This window comes from Candidatus Rhodobacter oscarellae, from assembly GCF_001078595.1.
GTDB classification, from domain to species: Bacteria; Pseudomonadota; Alphaproteobacteria; order Rhodobacterales; family Rhodobacteraceae; genus Rhodobacter_B; species Rhodobacter_B oscarellae.
Genome location: NZ_LFTY01000002.1, coordinates 2,455,347 through 2,472,956, shown reverse-complemented (window position 1 = coordinate 2,472,956; position 17,610 = coordinate 2,455,347). Strand labels below are relative to the sequence as shown.

The following is a 17,610-nucleotide window of genomic DNA, read 5'->3' as shown; positions in this document are numbered from 1 at the left end:
CACTTTCCTTGGAAGGAAAGTGCAAATCTCTTGCAAGAGATTTGGTCCCGCCCGGACGCAGCGGCACATAACAGCTTCCACTCCCGCGCGCGCTTCGATACACCGCCCGCGACCGCAAGGAATTGCCCCCTCGTGCCCCATCGCTTCGCTATCTGAGGACGACGCGCCATGCCCATGGAAAAGACCTTCAACGCCGCCGAGGCGGAACCGCGCATCACCAAAGCCTGGGAGGAGGCCAAGGCCTTCGCCGCGGGCAAGCATGTGGACAACGCCGAGACCGGCAGCTTTTGCGTGATGATCCCGCCGCCCAACGTCACCGGCGCCCTGCATGTGGGGCACGCGTTCAACAACACGCTGCAGGACATCCTGACGCGCTGGCACCGGATGCGCGGGTTCGACACGCTCTGGCAGCCGGGGCAGGACCACGCGGGGATCGCCACGCAGCTGCAGGTCGAAAAGAAGATGAAGGCGGAAAGCAACATGCGCCGCACCGACCTGACCCGCGAGGAGTTCCAGGGCAAGGTCTGGGACTGGAAGACGGAATACGCCTTCACCATCATCGACCAGCTCAAGCGCCTGGGCTGCTCCTGCGACTGGGACCGCAACGCCTTCACCATGGCGGGCGCGCCGGGGGACCGCCGCGTGGGGCACGAGAACTCGCCCAACTTCCACGACGCCGTCATCAAGGTCTTCGTCGAGCTCTATAACCAGGGCAAGATCTACCGCGGCAAGCGCCTGGTGAACTGGGACCCGCATTTCGAGACCGCGATCAGCGACCTGGAGGTCGAGAATATCGAGACCCCGGGCCATATGTGGCACTTCAAGTACCCGCTCGCCGATGGCGTGACCTACGAGTATGTCGAGAAGGACGAGGACGGCAACGTCACCCTGCGCGAGACGCGCGACTATATCTCGATCGCCACCACGCGGCCCGAGACGATGCTGGGCGACGGCGCGGTGGCCGTGCACCCCAAGGACGAGCGGTACGCGCCCATCGTGGGCAAGCTCTGCGAAATCCCGGTGGGCCCCAAGGAGCACCGCCGCCTGATCCCGATCATCACCGATGAGTATCCCGACCCCGAGTTCGGCTCTGGCGCGGTGAAGATCACCGGCGCGCATGACTTCAACGACTACGCCGTGGCCAAGCGCGGCGGCATTCCCTGCTACCGGCTGATGGACACCAAGGGCGCGATGCGGGCGGATGGCGCGGCCTATGCTGAGGCGGCGGGCATCGCGATGGCTGTTGCCAAGGGCGAACGCAGCTTGTCCGAGGCCGAGGTGGACGCCGTCAACCTGGTCCCCGACGAGCTGCGCGGGCTGGACCGGTTTGAGGCGCGCGACAAGGTGGTCGCGCAGATCACCTCCGAGGGGCTCGCGGTGATGACCGCCGGGGACGATCCGCGCCTGGGGCGTAGGGTGGGCGGTTCCTCGTCGGAAGACGAGGGTTCGCCCACCGCCCCCGTACCTTTGGTCGAGGCCAAGCCGATCATGCAGCCATTTGGCGACCGCTCAAAGGTTGTGATCGAGCCGATGCTGACCGACCAATGGTTCGTGGACGCCGAGAAGATCGTCGGCCCGGCGCTGGATGCTGTCCGTGACGGCACGGTCAAGATCCTGCCCGAGAGCGGGGAGAAGACCTATTTCCACTGGTTGGAGAATATCGAGCCCTGGTGTATCTCGCGCCAGCTCTGGTGGGGGCATCAGATCCCGGTTTGGTATGGTCCCAAAGTCAACTCCGATGGCGTAAACATCGAAGGGGTCGAAGTATTCTGCGAACCAAGCGAACAGGAGGCAATCGAGCAAGCCCGAAAACACTATGGCGGGGTTTTCGCCGGTGACCTGACAGTTGAGGTACGTGGAGACACCCAGACGCATGGCGTACCTGTTCTCGCGGCCGGACAAGCCGGCATTTCGCTTGGCAAGAACCTGAATGTGGTCCTGACACGGGAGGCCGACGTTCTCGACACTTGGTTCTCCTCCGGGCTCTGGCCGATCGGCACGCTGGGTTGGCCCGAGGATACGCACGAGCTAAACACTTATCACCCCACCTCGGTGCTGATCACCGGCTTTGACATCCTGTTCTTCTGGGTCGCCCGGATGATGATGATGCAGCTGGCCGTGAAGGGCGAGGTGCCCTTCCACACGGTCTATCTGCACCAGCTTGTCCGCGACGAGAAGGGCAAGAAGATGTCCAAGACCACGGGCAATGTGATCGACCCGCTGGAGATCGTCGACGAGGTCGGCGCCGACGCGCTGCGGTTTACCAATGCGGCGATGGCCTCGATCGGGGGCGTGCTGAAGCTGTCGAAGGATCGCATCACCGGCTATCGCAACTTCACCACCAAGCTGTGGAACGCGGTGCGGTTCGCCGAGATGAACGGGGTCTATATCGAGCATGTGCCCTCCGGGGTCACGCGCCCCAGCCAGACGGCGAATAAGTGGATCATTGGCGAGACGGCCAAGGTGCGGGAAGCGGTGGATCAGGCGCTGGCCGAGTACCGGTTCAACGACGCCGCCAGCGCGCTTTATGGCTTCACCTGGGGCAAGGTCTGCGACTGGTATGTGGAGTTCTCCAAGCCGCTTCTGAACAGCGAGGACGAGGCCATTGTCGCCGAGACCCGCGCGACCATGGGCTGGGTGTTGGATCAATGCATGATCCTGCTGCACCCGATCATGCCGTTCATCACCGAAGAGCTTTGGGGCGTCACCGGTGACCGCTCCACGATGCTGGTCCATGCGGAATGGCCCAGCTATGGCGCTGAATTGATTGACGAAGATGCGGATCGCGAGATGAACTGGGTGATCTCGCTGATCGAGGAGATCCGCTCTGCCCGCCACCAGGTGCATGTGCCCGCGGGCCTGCAGATCCCGCTTATGCAATTGTCGCTGGACGGGGCCGGGCAGGCGGCCTGGGCCCGCAACGAGACCCTGATCAAGAAGCTCGCCCGCGTGGAGTCCTTGAGCGAAATCAGCGAGATGCCCAAGGGCGCGATCACCATCCCCGTCGAAGGCGGCACCTTCTGCCTGCCGCTGGCGGACATCATTGATGTTGGCGAGGAAATCGCTAGGCTTGAGAAATCGCTGGGCAAGCTTGAGAAGGAGATCAACGGCTTGCAGGGTCGCCTCAAGAACCCGAAATTCGCCGCCTCCGCCCCGCCGGAGGTGGTCGAAGAGACCCGCGAGAACGCCGCCCTGCGCGAGGATGAGGCCGCCAAGCTGCGCAGTGCATTGGATCGTCTAAAAGAGATTGGATAGCATGATATGCCGCGCAATTTCAGACAGTTGACTGAGGCGCAAATCAAGAAGGCCGAGGCGGAGGGCAAGCTCTCGGGCCTGGCGGGCGAGGGCGAACCGCTGCCGTATCGCCCCGGCGACGCCTATATCGACCCCGGCGACGCCGTGGGGCACCGGATTATGGCCGAGGCGGGCGCGCTGCCTGAGGAGATCACGCTCAAAAAGCAAGTCGCCGCAGCCAAAGACGCCTACGCGACTGCCAGTGAGGCCGACAGAAAAGCCGCCATGGCGCGGCTGGCTGATCTGGAGTTGAAGCTTGCGATCGCCCAGGAGGCGCGGCGCAAGTTCCTAAAGTAGCTACTTGATCTCGGCCAGCGGCAGCCGCGCCAGGACCGGCCCCTCGAGCAGGCTTATATAGAGATCATCGCCCACCACCCGCGCCCCGGTGGTGATGCCCAAAGAGCCGCTCGAATTCTGCAGCACGTTCAATATGTTGCCCTCGCCGTCAAAATGCACAACGATGCCGTGAGGGATCGGCGCCGGGCGCACCATGGGGCCCAGCCGCCAGATCATCTTGCGGAGAAACGGGTAGGGCATCAGGGCCTCCGCGGATACGCGCGGCGAGGCGAAGGCCATCCAATAGGTGCCGTCGCCCACGGGCTCGATATTGTCGGGGTAGCCCGGCAGGTTCTCCATAAAGATCTCGCGCTGCCCGGCCTGGTCCCCGGTCAGCCACAGCCGGTGCAGGCGCGCGCGCCCGGTCTCGGCGATCAGCAGGAAATCCTCGCCCGGGGACAGGGCCACGCCGTTGGTAAAGACGAACCCGTCGGTGATGATCTCGGCGCCGCGCTCGGGGTGCCAGCGCGCGACAGAGCCGGTCTGGGATTGCTCCCAGATCGTCATGACAGAGGTGAGCAGGGTGCCGCCCATCGTCTCGGGGTCGAACTTTTGCGAGGAGGCCGAGAAATAGACCGTGCCGTCGCGCGCCACGTCCAGCTGGTTGGCGTAGATCACCGGCGCGCCGTCGATCTCTTCCACCAGCCGCTCGGCCCCGCCGTCGGGCGTCCAGCGCATCAGCCCGTGGAAGCTGTCGGCGATGTAGAGCGCGCCGTCCGGCCCCTCGTCGAGGCCGAGGGGGCGCCCGCCCAGCTGCGCGACCTTGGTCAGGGCGTCGCCCTCCAGCCGGAACAGCCCGCCCGTGACATCCGCGGTGTAGAGCGCGCCATTCAGCACGGCGATGTCCTCGGGGCCCGCGGCACCCTCGGGCAGGCGCAACCGCGTGGCCCCGCCCAGGGCATCGGAGGGCGCGAAGGCCCCGGTCAGCCCGGGGGCCTTGGGCGGCGCATAGGCCACCGGCGCGACCGGCACGGGCCAGAACGCAAGGTAGAGCCCCGCCAGGATCAGACTGAGAAGAATAACACCGCGCATGCTCGCCCCGCCGCTCTTGCCGCCGCCCGCATCCTGGGCGATGGTCCCAGCATGACTGGACCACGATACACGCCGCTTGTCGACAGCCTTCCCGCCACCGTGCCCTTTGTTGGCCCCGAGACGCAGGAGCGCGCGATGGGGCAGGGGTTCCGCGCCCGGCTGGGCGCCAACGAAAGCGTTTTCGGGCCCTCCCCCAAGGTCGTCGCCGCGATGGCCGAGGCCGCGCGGGGCAGCTGGATGTATGGCGACCCCGAGAACCACGACCTGCGCCAGGCGCTGGCCGCGCATGAGGGCGTCGCGCCGGAGAACATCATCATCGGCGAGGGGATCGACGGCCTGCTGGGCTATCTGGTGCGCATGGTCACGGCGGGACCAGCGGACCATATCGTGACCTCGGACGGGGCCTATCCGACGTTCAACTACCATGTGGCGGGGTTCGGCGGCACGATGCACAAGGTGGCCTACCGCGACGATCACGAGGACCCGGCGGCCCTGTTGGCCAAGGCGGGCGAGGTGGCCGCCAAGCTGATATACTTCGCAAACCCGGATAACCCGATGGGGTCCTGGCACCCTCGCGCGGTGGTCGAGGAGATGGTTGCGCAGGTGCCGGCGGGCAGCCTGCTGGTGCTGGACGAGGCCTATGGCCAGTTCCTGCCGCCCGAGGACCTGCCGCGGATCGATCCAAGCGACCCGCGCGTGATCCGCTTCCGCACCTTCTCGAAGGCCTATGGCATGGCGGGGGCGCGGGTGGGCTATGGCATCGCCGCGCCGGAGCTGATCACCGCCTTCAACAAGGTGCGCAACCATTTCGGCATGAGCCGGGTGAGCCAGGCCGGGGCCTGCGCGGCGCTGGATGATGGCGCCTACCTGGCCGACACAATCGGCAAGGTGCGCGACGCCGTGGCGCGCATCGGGCAGATCGCGGCCGAGAACGGGCTGACGGCATTGCCGAGTGCGGCGAATTTCGTGGCCATCGACTGCGGGCGGGACGGCGCGTTCGCCAAGGCGGTGCTGGACGGGCTGGTGGCGCGCGGCATCTTCGTGCGCATGCCCTTCGTGGCGCCGCAGAACCGCTGCATCCGGATCTCGGCGGGCGAAAAGGCCGACCTGGAGGTGCTGGCGCAGGCCCTCCCCGACGCCCTGGCCGCCGCGCGCACGGGAGTTTGATCAAAGCTTGCCGCGCGTGGGCTAGTCAGAGCGGCAATTGGTGCTATCATCTGCCCTGAGTAGAGTGGGACGCCCATGCAGCACCACGATCGCCAAAGAGACACGCGCCGCAGCAGTGGAGCCCTTGGCTATGTCGAGGACTTCACCGTGCCGTTCCTGGTCACCGCGGGCGTTTTGTGCTTCGTCCTGTTCTACGCGGTGCTTGGCGTCTTTGGCTGGTTCGTGACCCTTGGGCTGGCCTATGGGACCGACAAATACATGGCGCGGCGCCAAAGGGCCAGGGCGCGCGTCTCGCGCGATGGCTGAGGGGTCAGGCTGAGAGACTAATTCGGACGCGCCGTCCCGGCGCCCGCCCTGAATCATCTGTCGCGCAATACATCTAAGAAATCGCTAAATTTCGTACGCTGCGTCCCCGCGCCGCAGCCCGGCCTACGCCATGGCCACCGTCACCAGGGTCGCCGCAACGATGTCCTCCACCGTCGCCCCCCGCGACAGGTCGCAGACCGGCCGCGCGAAGCCCTGCAGGAACGGGCCCACCGCCTGCGCGCCGCCCAGCTCTTGGGCCAGCTTATAGGCGATGTTGCCCGCGTCGAGATCCGGGAAGACCAGCACGTTGGCGTCTCCGGCACCCAACCCCTTCTTGGCGGCGATGGCGGGGTTCAGCGCGGCGTCGGCCTGCACCGGCCCGAGGAAGCCCGTGGTCTCCGCCGCCGCGCGCACCATGTCCACGGAGGCGCCCGCGCCGCTGGTGCCGGTGGAGAACGACAAGAGCGCGACCCGCGCCGCGCCGAGGAGCGCCGCGCCAGAACCCGAGGAGGCCCGCGCGATATCCGCCAGCTGCGCCGCATCCGGGGCCACGTTCACCGCGCAATCGGCGAATATCATCTCGCGCCCGTCGGGGAAGAGTATCAGAAAGAAGCTGGAGACCGTCTCGACGCCCTCCGCCAGCCCGATGCCAATCGAGGCGGCCTCGATGACGCGCTTGGTGGGGCTATCGGCGCCCGCGACCATCGCGTCCGCCTCGCCCGCGGCCACCATCGCGGCGGCGCGGTAGAGCGGGCGGCCCAGCATGCGCTTGGCGATGCCCTCCTTGAGCCCGCGCGCCTCCACCAAAGCCGCCACATGGGCCGCGCTGGGCTCCTTGGCCAGGGGCACCGGCACCACCAGCCCGTCCGCCTGCAGCCGGCGGATCGCCTCGGCCACGCGCGGCTCCGCGGCCTCTGGATATACGACTTTGGCGCGCCTGGACGCTGCGGTTTCGGTGGCCTTCTGCAATATCGACATGTATGCCTCGGTATGCCGGGGGAGTTGAGCACAGGAGACCGATATGACCGACGCCGTCAAGATTAATCGCGGCCTGAAGGGCATCTATTTCGAGCGCTCGGGGGCCTCTGACATCGACGGCACGGCGGGCAAGCTCAGCTATCGCGGTTATGACATCAACGACCTGGCGGAGAATGCGAGCTTTGAGGAGGTGGCCTACCTGCTGGTCCATGGCGAGCTGCCGACGCGGGCGGAGTTCGACGCTTTCGATGCCGAGCTTAAGGCGGCGCGGGAGCTGCCCGGGGCGGTCTATGACATCATCCGCGCGGCCAAGGACGGGCACCCGATGGACGTGCTGCGCACCGCGGTTTCGGCGCTGGCCGCTTTGGAGCCGGGGAGCCAGGACGCCTCTGAGGCGGGGTTCATCCGCAACGGGGTGCGGCTGACGGCGCAGATCCCGGTGGTGATCGCCGCCCATGACAACATCCGCAACGGGCGCGACCCGGTGGCGCCGGATGCCAGCCTGGGGCACGCGGCGAACTGGCTTTGGATGCTGACGGGCAAGGCGCCCTCGGCGGATGCGCAGCGCCTGGCGGAGCTGGACTTCATCCTGCATGCCGAGCACGGCTCGAACGCGTCCTCCTTCGCGGCGCGGGTGACCGTGGGGACCGAGGCGAATATCCACGGCGCCATCGTCACGGCGATCTCTACGCTGGCCGGGCCCGCCCATGGGGGGGCGGCCGAGGACGTGATGAAGATGGTGCATGAGATCGGCACGCCCGAGAACGCGGCTGAGTATGTGAAAACCAAGCGCAAGGCGCGCGAGGCGGTCACCGGGTTCGGGCACCGCGTCTACCGCACCGAGGATCCGCGCGCGCGGCACATGCGCAGCGGGGTGGAACGCCTGTCCAAAGAGATGGGCCAGCCGGAATGGTACGAGATCCTGCAGGGCGTGGTGGAGGCGATGAAGCCCTATGCCCGCCATGGCCTGAACGTGAATGTGGATTTCTATTCGGGTGTGATCTACCAGCTGCACGGGATCCCGATGGACCTCTACGTGCCGATCTTCGCTATCGGGCGCGCGCCGGGCTGGGTGGCGCAATGTATGGAGCAGGTGCGCGGCAACATCCTGATCCGCCCGCTGACGCTTTACAACGGGCCGGACCCTCGCCCGTTCGTTGCAATGGCCGACAGGTAGCCGCTGTTAAATTGAGCGCCTTCGGCGCGCTTTATGTCTCGTCGTCCGCCTCCGGCTCCCTCCTCGGGTGGGCCGGTCGCGCGTCCTGTTCTTCATCTTGTCCCAAATACGCATCTCTGCGCGGGCGCCCGATCGCGACGCCCATGTGGCGCGTCGCCTGCAGCCCAACTTAAAAAAAGAGCGTGCGGAAGCACTCATTTGGATCAAGCCCGCGAAAGGGAAAGGGGCGCCCCGTTGGAGCGCCCCCTCTACCGTCTTAAGGCCTAGGCCTAGTTGAAGGTGAAGTACTTGAACTGCGCCGCGTCGCCCGGGTCAACGATGGTGTTGACTTTGGACTTCATCCCCCAGTTCAGCACCTGGTGGTGGATCGGGATGTAGAGCTGCTCGTCCTGCACGACCTTCCAGATATCGTTGATCATGGCGTCACGCTTGGGCAAGTCGGTCTCGGCGGCCAGCGCCTGGATCTTCACATCCAGGTCCGGGTTGGAGAACCGCGTGGCGTTCCAAGAGCCGTATTTCTCGCCCTTCGAGTGCACCAGGAAGTTAAAGATGTACTCGCTGTCATAGGTCGGCACGCCCCAGCCCAGCATGTAGAAATCGGTCTCCAGGTTGCCGATCAGCGGGAAGTGCTGCGCCTTGGGCTTGGCATCCAGGTTCACCGTGATGCCGATCTGCGCCAGCATCCCCACCGCGGCCTGACAGATCGCCTCGTCATTGATGTAGCGGTCGTTCGGGCAGTCCAGGGTGATCGAGAACCCGTCGGCGTATCCGGCCTCTGTCATCAGCGCCTTGGCCTGTTCCAGATCCGTGTTCGAGGAGCTGTCCATGGCGTCGTTCCAGCCGTTCACGAAGGGCGGAGCGATCATGCCCGCGGGCGCGGACTGCCCGCGCATCACCACCTGCTTGATGGCGTCGCGGTTGATCGCCATCGACATTGCCTTGCGCACGCGCAGATCGGCGAGCGGGTTGGTGCCGTCGACACTGTCATTGGACAGATCCGCGTCGCCCTGGTTCAGGCCAAAGAAGATCACCCGGTTCTGCGGCGCTGTGCGCACCTCGAGCCCCTCGGCATCCGACACGCGCGCCAGGTCCTGCACCGGCACGTCCTGGATGAAGTCCACCTCGCCGGACAGAAGCGCCGCGACGCGCGTCGCCTTGTTCTGGATCGGCGTGTAGATGATCTCGGTGACCTCCATGGGGAACTCGTCCATGCCCCAGTAGTTCTCGTTGATCGTCAGCACGGTCTTCACGTCAGGTTCGCGGCTGACCAGCTTGTAGGGTCCGGTGCCCATGGCGTTGCTGGACGCATAGGTCTGCTCGCCGCCCTCATAGTCCTGCACCTTGACGGTATTGTTGGCCTCGGCCCAGCCCTTGTCCATCATGAACAAGTTGGTGAGGTTGTTGGCCATGATTGGGTTCGGACCGTTGGTTTCGATCTCGACCTCGTAGGGCCCGGTGGCGCGCACCGCTACCACGCTGGCCAGCAGCTCTTTGTAGCCGCTGTCGGGCGTCATGGCGCGCTCTATCGAGAAGACCGCGTCCTCGCTGTCAAAGGTCGAGCCGTCATGGTAGGTCACGCCCTCGCGCAGGGTGAAGACCCAGACGTTTGGGTTCTCCTCGGAGGGGCCCCATTCGGTGGCCAGCCCGGGCACCATGGCACCGGTCATGTCGCGCACGACCAGCGTCTCCATGATCTGATGCGCCAGCGCCGAGGTCGGGCCCTCGTTTTGCGCATGCGGGTCAAGGGTAAGCGAGTCGCCCTGCCGCGCCCAGCGAAGGGTCTCTGCGGACACGGAAACAGCGGTCGTCGCCAGGAGCGTCGCCGCGAGGGTAAGGTTTCTTATTTTCATGGATATCTCCCTGATTGGTGAACGGGAGTATGCCGTCTCGCGCGAAAATGGCAACGGTGCTGTTTTCAGATGGCGCGCATTCAGCGCGCAGGTCTAGCAATTCGTGCGGCTGCGCGCGCGCCCCTGACCCCCGTACCTGGATGTTGCTTAGAACTTAACCAGTTTGGAAATTCGCGAGTTTGCTCCAGTCAAACGCCACGCCCGTTCCCGGTGCATCCGTCGCCTGCGCGAGATGCCGCGCGACCTGCAAGGGCCGGTGCGTATAGCGGTCAATGGGAAAAGAATGCACCTCCATCCAGCCCGCGTGGGGCTGGCTGGCCAGGAGCGAGACATGCAGCTCTTGCATGCCATGCGAGCATACCGGGATGCCGTTCTGGGCGCAGAGCTGCGCCACTTTCAGCCAGCCGGTGATCCCGCCGCAATTCGAGGCATCGGGTTGCATATAGCTAAGGCCCGCCCATCGCGCGGCGTGCTCGAACTCCTCGATGATATGCAGGTTCTCGCCCATTGCCAGCGGCATTCCCGTGGCCTTTGCGATGCGCCCATAGGCAAGGTAGTCGTCTGGGATGGTGGGCTCTTCGAACCACAGCAGATCAAAGGGCCTAAAGGCATGGGCGGCCTCGGTCGCCGCCGCCTCTGACATGGAATAGTTCGCGTCCACCGCGAAGGCGATATCTGGCCCGATCAGCTTGCGCACCGCCGCGATCCGCTCCAGGTCTTCGGCCAGGGTGGGCTGCCCGATCTTGATCTTCACCCCATTAAAGCCGGCATCCAGGTAGCCGCGTATCGAGTCCAAGAGCTTAGGCAGCGGAAAGTTCAGGTCGATCCCGCCGCAATAGGCCTTGCACGCGGTGCCCGCACCGCCCGCCATCTGGCGCAGCGGCTGGCCCAGTCGCTTGCCCCGCAGATCCCATAGCGCGATATCCACCGCCGAGATCGCGAAGCTCGCGATCCCGCCGCGGCCCACATAGTGGATGTGCCAGAGCATCTCCTCGTAGAGATCCTCGACCGCCTCGGCATCGTGGCCCTCCAGGAAGGGCGCCAGGTCATGGGCGATCATTGCCGCGATCGCATGCCCACCCTTGCCGCCGGTATAGGTATACCCCGTGCCCTGGCTGCCGTCGTCCAGGGTCACCGTGGCGGTGATCAACTGAAAATGCGTGTGGCTGCCATGCTTGGCGTCCACCAGCACCTCGTCGAGGGGCACGTTAAAGAGGCGCGCTTCGATGGATTGGATCGCTGGCATGTCTTCTCCTACGCGGAACTCATCCGCCATTGCGGGCGTCTTCGTCAGGCGAGGAGTGCCCGCAGATCGGGGGAGCCCGATCAGGGCGCGAGGGGCCGCGCGCTGACGTTACTGGCATTCCGGCACCGGCGTGATCGCCTTCCCGGTTGCGTGAAACTGCGCCAGGTTGTCGGCCGCCAGATCGCCCATCGCGTTGCGCGTCTCGACGGTGGCCGAGCCGACATGCGGCAGAAGGGTGACGTTCTCCATCGCGATCAGCGCTGCGGGCACATGCGGCTCGTGCTCGAACACGTCCAGCCCGGCCCAGCCCAGCCGGCCCTCTTGCAGCGCCGCGATCATGGCCGGTTCGTCCACCGAGGACCCGCGCCCGATATTGACAAAGATCCCCTCTGGGCCGAGCGCGTCCAGCACCGCGCGCCCGATCATGTGCTTGGTGGCCGCGCCGCCCGGCATGATCGAGATCATCGCGTCCACGTCGCGCGCCATCTCCACAAGGTCCGGGTAGAAGCGGTGGGGCACGTCCTGCGGGTTGCGCCCGTGATAGACCACATCGATGCCGAACACGGCGAGCTTCTCGGCCGCGGCCTTGCCGATCCGGCCCAGGCCGACGATGCCCACGGTCATGCCGCGCACCGAGCGGCTAAGCGGCGCGCTGCCCTCGGCCTCCCAGCGTCCGGCGCGCAGATAGCGCTCGTCGGCGGCGAAGTTGCGCGCCACGGCCATGAGCAGCAGCACGGCGGTGTTGGCGACCTCGTCATTCAGCACGCCCGGCGTGTGCGTCACCAGGATCCCGCGCGCCAGCGCGGCGTCCATGTCGATGGCGTCATAGCCCACGCCGTAATTCGAGATCGCGCGCAGCTTGGGCATGCGGTCCATCAGCGCCGCGTCACAGCCGCCATGGCCCTGCCAGAGCAGGTATTCGATCTCGGCCCCGTGGGCGGCCAGGATAGCCTCCTGATCACCTGCACGGTGAACCGTGAAGGTCTGGGCCAAGCGCTCGGCGGTGCGATCCGCGCCGCCGATCATCAATGCAACGGGCTGGGTCATGCGTCCTCTCGCACCATTTGGGTCTGCTGGCCGAGCCCTTCGATCCAAACATCCATCTTGTCGTCGGAGTTGAGGTAGACCGGTTCGGGCTTCATCCCCATGCCGACGCCCGGAGGGGTGCCGGTCGAGATCACATCGCCCGGGTGCAGCGTCATCAGCCCCGAGAGATGCGCGATGATCTGCGCCACGGTGAAGATCATGGTCGCGGTCGAGCCCGTCTGCATCCGCGTGCCGTTCACATCCAGCCACATACCAAGGCTCTGCGGGTCCGGCACCTCGTCGCGGGTCACCAGCCAGGGCCCGGTGGGCCCGAACGTGTCGCAGCTCTTGCCCTTGGTCCAATTGCCGGAAAGCTGGGTCTGGAAGTGCCGCTCGGAGACGTCATTGCACACGCAATAGCCCGCCACGTAATCCAGCGCGTCGGCCTCGGAGACGTATTTTGCCTCTTTGCCGATCACCACGCCCAGCTCGACCTCCCAGTCGGTGTGGGTGGAGCCGCGCGGCATGACCACGTCGTCATTGGGGCCCACGATGGCAGAGTTGGCCTTCATGAAGAGGATCGGGTGGTCTGGCACGGCCAGACCGCTTTCGGCGGCATGGTCGGAATAGTTAAGCCCGATGCACATGAACTTCGAGAACCCGGCGACGCAGGCGCCGAGCCGAGGGTTGCCCTCCACTGCGGGCAGGCTGGCGGTATCCAAAGCGCGCAGCTTGTCCAGCGATGCGTCACCCAGCATCGCGCCGGTGATGTCGTCCACATGGGCGCTCAGATCGCGGATCACACCATCGCCATCCATAAGCCCCGGTTTTTCTGATCCAACCTCGCCGTACCGCAAAAGCTTCATGTCTTATCCTCTCTCTCGTCTGGGCGGTGGCGGATTTCTTAAAGAAATCCGATCCGAAATCCTTCAAGGATTTCGGCGCCCTAGTGGTTGTTTCTCGGTTTGTACTTATAGCCAACGTCGCGATAGGTGTGGGCGTCGCGCAGGGTCATGCCCTCGCTGAAGGGCTGCACCATCTCGCGGAAATATTGCTGCCAGGGTGTGTGGCTCTCGGGGCTCTGATATCCGCCCGCTTCCTCCAACGCTGCCCGTCGTGCCGCCAGCTCCGCGTCGCTGATCAGCATATCCACCCGACCCTTGGCCAAGTCGATCCGCACCCGGTCGCCGTTCTGAACCAGCGCCAGCCCGCCGCCATCCGGCGCCTCGGGTGAGGCGTTCAGGATCGAGGGCGAGCCCGACGTGCCGGACTGCCGCCCGTCGCCGATGCAGGGCAGCTCGATCTCGCCCTCCTGCTTTAGCAGGTAGCCGGGCGCGCGCATATTCACCACCTCGGCCCCGCCGGGATAGCCCTTGGGCCCGGCGCCGCGCATGATCAACACGCAGTTGGCGTCGATCCCCAGCGCGGGGTCATCAATGGTGGCGTTGTAATGCTCTGGCCCGTCAAAGACGATGGCGCGGCCCTCAAAGGCGTTGGGGTCATTGGGGTTGGACAGGTAGCGGCGCTTGAAGTCCTCGGAGATGCCCGAGGTCTTGATGATTGCACTGTCAAAGAGGTTGCCGGTGAGGTTCTGAAAGCCCGCGTCCTGCTTGAGCGGCGCCGAGACGGGCCAGATGACATCCGGGTTCACGATCTCGGCCTCGGCGCAGTTCTCGCCAATGGAGCGCCCGTTCACCGTCAGAGCATTGGGGTGCGGCAGCATCCCCGCCCGCATCAGCTCGCCCACCACGGCGGGCACGCCGCCCGCGCGGTGGTAGTCCTCGCCCAGATACTTGCCGGAGGGCTGCAGGTTCACGATATGCGGGATCTTGTGGCCCACCGCCTCCCAGTCGTCATTGGTCAGCTTGATCCCCAGATGCCGCGCGATGCCGTTGAGGTGGATCTGCGCGTTGGTCGAGCCCCCGATGGCGGAGTTCACCACGATGGCGTTCTCGAAGGCCTCGCGGGTCATCACCTGCTCGGGGCGCATGTCGTCCCAGACCATGTCGACGATGCGCTGCCCGGTGCGGTAGGCCATCTGGCCGCGCTCGCGATAGGGGGCGGGGATCGCCGCCGCGCCCGGCAGTTGCATGCCAAGGGCCTCGGCCAGCGAGTTCATCGTGGTCGCGGTGCCCATCGTGTTGCAATAGCCGGTGGAGGGGGCGGAGGAGGCGATCAGCTCGGCCATCTCTTCGTCGTTGATCTCGCCCTTGGCATGCAGCTCGCGCGCCTTCCAGACGATGGTGCCCGAGCCCGTGCGCTCGCCGCGGAACCAGCCGTTCAGCATCGGGCCCACGGACAGGGCGATGGCGGGGATGTTCACCGTGGCGGCGGCCATCAGCAGCGCGGGCGTGGTCTTGTCGCAACCGATGTTGAGCACCACCCCGTCGATGGGATAGCCCGCGAGGCTCTCCACCAGCGACAGGTAGGCCAGGTTGCGGTCCAGCGAGGCGGTGGGCCGCTTGCCGGTCTCTTGGATGGGGTGCACGGGGATCTCCATCACCGTGCCGCCGCGCTCGATCACCCCGTCGCGCACCCGCTTGGAGAGCTCGATATGGTGGCGGTTGCAGGGCGATAGATCGCTGCCGGTCTGCGCGATGCCGATGATGGGCTTGTTGCCAGAGCGCAGCTCCTCCAAGGTCAGCCCGTAATTCAGATAGCGTTCCAGATAGACGGCCGTCATCTCGGGGTCATCTGGGTTGTTGAACCACAGGCGCGAGCGCAGGTCCTCGGGTTTTCTCTTGGTCATGTCATTCCCTTGATATTCGGCCCAACATAGATATTCGTTAAAAAATACAGCGTGTTAGCCAGACCAGCCCCCGTCGATATAGAACGGCTGGCCGGTGGTGAACGCGCTCTCGTCGCTGGCCAGGTAGACCGCCAGCGCGGCGATCTCTTCGGGCTGGGCGACGCGGCCCATGGGCTGGCGCGACACGAAGGCCTCGAGCGCGGCCTCATAGCTGCCCATCTCCTCGCCAAGCGCCTTCACGCGGTCATGCCAGGACGGGCTCTCGACCGTGCCGGGGCAGATGCAGTTGCAGCGTACGCCGGTCTTGATAAAGTCGATGCCCACCGATTTCGTCATGCCCTCGATGGCCGCCTTGGAGGCCCCATAAACAAAGCGATTGGGCGCGCCGATCTTGGCGCCGAGGGCCGAGGCCATGTTGATGATCGAGCCGTTGCCGCGCGCGATCATCCCGGGCAGCGCGGCGCGGATCGTGCGGTACATCGAGCGCACGTTCAGATCGAAGGCAAAGTCCCATTCGTCATCCGTGGCGTCCAGAACGGTGCCGTGATGCACAAAGCCCGCGCCGTTGAACAGCACGTCCGGCTGGGCGCGGGCGACGCCTGCCGCGACGGAGGCGTCGTCGCGCACATTCATCACGAATGCCTCTATGTTTGAGTGGTTTAGCTCGCCGAGCAACGCCTCGTTCACATCCGTGGCGAAGACCTGCGCGCCCTCATCCGCCATGGCCAGCGCGGTCGCTCGCCCGATGCCCTGCGCCGCCGCCGATACGAGGGCACGTTTCCCTGAAAGCCGTCCTGACATAAGCCATCCTCCCATTTTCCTGAAAGTGTTAGCGCACACAAATGCCGAACAACAGACCTATCCTGTCCGGGGTGCCGCGGTTAGTGTCAGGGCTGATATAACTTGGAGGGTAGGGTGCAGAGAATTTTGATTTTGGGCGGCGGCGGCATGATCGGCCAGAAACTGGCCTGGCATCTGGCCGGCGAGGGGCTGAACGGGGATCGCGATCTGGACGTGACGCTGCATGATCTGGGTTATCCAGAGCCCTCTGCGCCCGGGCGCAAGCGGATCGGGAACGTCGCCGTGGCGGGCACCATGACAGCGGCCGTCGCCGAGAAACCGGACGTGATTTTCCATCTGGCGTCGGTGGTTTCCGGCGAGGCCGAGCAGGATTACGACAAGGGCTGGGCGGTCAATATGCACCCGATGTGGGAGCTCTTGGAGGCCCTGCGCGCGCATCAGGCGGCGGATCCGGGCTATTGCCCAAAGGTGATCTTTTCCTCCTCGATAGCGGTGTTCGGCGCCCCCTATCCGGAGGCGATTGGCGACACGTTCCTGTCGGCACCGCTTAGCTCTTACGGGGCGCAAAAAGCCGTTTGCGAGCTGATGCTCAGCGATGCCAGCCGCAAGGGTTTCGTCGACGGCATATCGATCCGCCTGCCGACGGTCTGTGTGCGCCCGGGCAAGCCCAACAAGGCCGCGTCGGGGTTCTTCTCGGGCATCATCCGCGAGCCGTTGAACGGCAAGGAGGCGGTGCTGCCCGTGGATGACAGCGTGCGGCATTGGCTTGCCTCGCCACGCTCTGCGGTGGGCTTCTTGGTGCATGCGGCTGGGCTGGACAGCGCGCGGCTGGAGGGGCGGAGGGCGCTGAACATGCCGGGCTTTTCCTGCACCATCGCCGAGCAGATCGAGGCGCTGCGCCGCGCCGCCGGTGAAGACGCGGTGAAGCTGATCCGGCGCGAGCCGGACGAGGCCATCATCAACATCGTCAAGAACTGGCCGCGCAACTTCCAGACCGACCGCGCCTTGGCGCTGGGCTTCACGGCCGAGTCCGATTTCGACGAGATCATCCGGGTCTATATTGAAGACGAGCGCCCGGGCTGCTAGCCCTAGGCCACTGCAATAAAAGGAAAACCTCTATGAACACCGCAAGACCCGCTGTCGGCGCGCCCCTCGGCCCGCTCACCTTTGCCAAACTTGGCGGAGGCGAGATCACCGTCGGCGCGCCCGGCGCGCGCTGGACGATGTTGGTGGTTTATCGCGGCAAGCATTGCCCGCGTTGTAAGCGTTACCTGAACAAGCTCAGCGGCATGTTGGACAACTGGAACGAGCACATGGATGTGGTCGTCGTCTCGGCCGACCCCGCCGAGAAGGCGCAGGCGGATATGGACGAGTTCGGTTGGACGTTTGACCTGTGCTATGACCTAAGCGAAGCCCAAATGCGCGCTTTGGGTCTCTACGTGTCCGACCCGCTCTCGGAGGCCGAGACCGACCGGCGCTTTGCCGAGCCTGGAACGTTCGCCATTCGCCCGAGCGGTGAGTTGATGTTGGTTGATATCTCGAACGGTCCTGCCTCGCGTCCAGATCTGGATGAGCTGCTGGATGGGATGATTTTCAACATCACCAAGGACCGGCCCGCGCGCGGGCTTGCCTAGCCACGGGCTAAGTT

15 protein-coding genes are annotated in these 17,610 nt (G+C 65.3%); 7 read left to right on the top strand and 8 right to left on the bottom strand.

Annotated features, from left to right (window positions below):
* Positions 1–168 precede the first annotated feature (168 nt).
* Entirely contained in the window at positions 169–3,255 is a 3,087-nt protein-coding gene (locus AIOL_RS16615; protein ID WP_049644011.1) for a valine--tRNA ligase, read from the top strand.
* A gap of 6 nt (positions 3,256–3,261) precedes the next feature.
* Positions 3,262–3,591: a DnaJ family domain-containing protein gene (locus tag AIOL_RS16610; RefSeq protein ID WP_049644010.1), complete on the top strand. Its 330-nt coding sequence runs from the start codon at positions 3,262–3,264 to the stop codon at positions 3,589–3,591.
* On the opposite strand, the gene AIOL_RS16605 is transcribed toward AIOL_RS16610, so the two are convergent.
* Entirely contained in the window at positions 3,592–4,662 is a 1,071-nt protein-coding gene (locus AIOL_RS16605) for an SMP-30/gluconolactonase/LRE family protein (protein ID WP_049644009.1), read from the bottom strand.
* A gap of 51 nt (positions 4,663–4,713) precedes the next feature.
* On the opposite strand from AIOL_RS16605, the gene AIOL_RS16600 reads away from it, so the two are divergent.
* The gene (locus AIOL_RS16600; RefSeq protein WP_049644008.1) at positions 4,714–5,829 is read left to right on the top strand and encodes a pyridoxal phosphate-dependent aminotransferase; all 1,116 of its coding nucleotides are present in this window, start codon (positions 4,714–4,716) and stop codon (positions 5,827–5,829) included.
* 75 nt (positions 5,830–5,904) lie between these two features.
* A complete protein-coding gene (locus AIOL_RS16595) occupies positions 5,905–6,135 on the top strand; it encodes a hypothetical protein (RefSeq protein WP_049644007.1) in 231 nt (76 codons plus the stop codon).
* Positions 6,136–6,258: 123 nt separating this feature from the next.
* Here AIOL_RS16595 and AIOL_RS16590 read toward each other — a convergent pair whose 3' ends face one another.
* The gene (locus AIOL_RS16590) at positions 6,259–7,113 is read right to left on the bottom strand and encodes a phosphate acyltransferase (RefSeq protein ID WP_049644006.1); all 855 of its coding nucleotides are present in this window, start codon (positions 7,111–7,113) and stop codon (positions 6,259–6,261) included.
* A 43-nt stretch (positions 7,114–7,156) separates the two neighbouring features.
* Here AIOL_RS16590 and AIOL_RS16585 point away from each other — a divergent pair, with 43 nt between their 5' ends.
* The gene (locus AIOL_RS16585) at positions 7,157–8,290 is read left to right on the top strand and encodes a citrate/2-methylcitrate synthase (RefSeq protein ID WP_049644005.1); all 1,134 of its coding nucleotides are present in this window, start codon (positions 7,157–7,159) and stop codon (positions 8,288–8,290) included.
* 269 nt (positions 8,291–8,559) lie between these two features.
* On the opposite strand, the gene AIOL_RS16580 is transcribed toward AIOL_RS16585, so the two are convergent.
* The 6 genes from AIOL_RS16580 to AIOL_RS16555 all read right to left on the bottom strand — a co-directional run bounded on the left by AIOL_RS16580 (position 8,560) and on the right by AIOL_RS16555 (position 15,962).
* A complete protein-coding gene (locus AIOL_RS16580) occupies positions 8,560–10,140 on the bottom strand; it encodes an ABC transporter substrate-binding protein (protein WP_049644004.1) in 1,581 nt (526 codons plus the stop codon).
* Positions 10,141–10,294: 154 nt separating this feature from the next.
* Complete coding sequence (locus AIOL_RS16575; RefSeq protein WP_049644003.1) at positions 10,295–11,386, bottom strand: mandelate racemase/muconate lactonizing enzyme family protein; 1,092 nt, start codon at positions 11,384–11,386, stop codon at positions 10,295–10,297.
* A 108-nt stretch (positions 11,387–11,494) separates the two neighbouring features.
* Positions 11,495–12,433 carry a 2-hydroxyacid dehydrogenase gene (locus AIOL_RS16570; RefSeq protein ID WP_152912560.1) on the bottom strand — a complete coding sequence of 313 codons (939 nt, stop codon included), beginning with the start codon at positions 12,431–12,433 and terminating at the stop codon, positions 11,495–11,497.
* Positions 12,430–13,278, bottom strand: coding sequence for a fumarylacetoacetate hydrolase family protein (locus tag AIOL_RS16565; protein WP_049644002.1), 849 nt, complete (start codon positions 13,276–13,278; stop codon positions 12,430–12,432). The genes AIOL_RS16570 and AIOL_RS16565 overlap by 4 nt, the downstream gene beginning before the upstream one ends.
* A gap of 80 nt (positions 13,279–13,358) precedes the next feature.
* Complete coding sequence (locus AIOL_RS16560; RefSeq protein ID WP_049644001.1) at positions 13,359–15,161, bottom strand: IlvD/Edd family dehydratase; 1,803 nt, start codon at positions 15,159–15,161, stop codon at positions 13,359–13,361.
* A 54-nt stretch (positions 15,162–15,215) separates the two neighbouring features.
* On the bottom strand, positions 15,216–15,962 hold the full coding sequence (locus AIOL_RS16555; protein ID WP_049644000.1) for an SDR family oxidoreductase: 747 nt from the start codon (positions 15,960–15,962) through the stop codon (positions 15,216–15,218).
* Positions 15,963–16,076: 114 nt separating this feature from the next.
* Between AIOL_RS16555 and denD the strand changes: the two genes are divergently transcribed.
* Entirely contained in the window at positions 16,077–17,048 is a 972-nt protein-coding gene (gene denD, locus AIOL_RS16550) for a D-erythronate dehydrogenase (protein ID WP_082152640.1), read from the top strand.
* A gap of 32 nt (positions 17,049–17,080) precedes the next feature.
* Positions 17,081–17,596 carry a redoxin domain-containing protein gene (locus AIOL_RS16545; protein ID WP_049643999.1) on the top strand — a complete coding sequence of 172 codons (516 nt, stop codon included), beginning with the start codon at positions 17,081–17,083 and terminating at the stop codon, positions 17,594–17,596.
* Positions 17,597–17,610 lie beyond the last annotated feature (14 nt).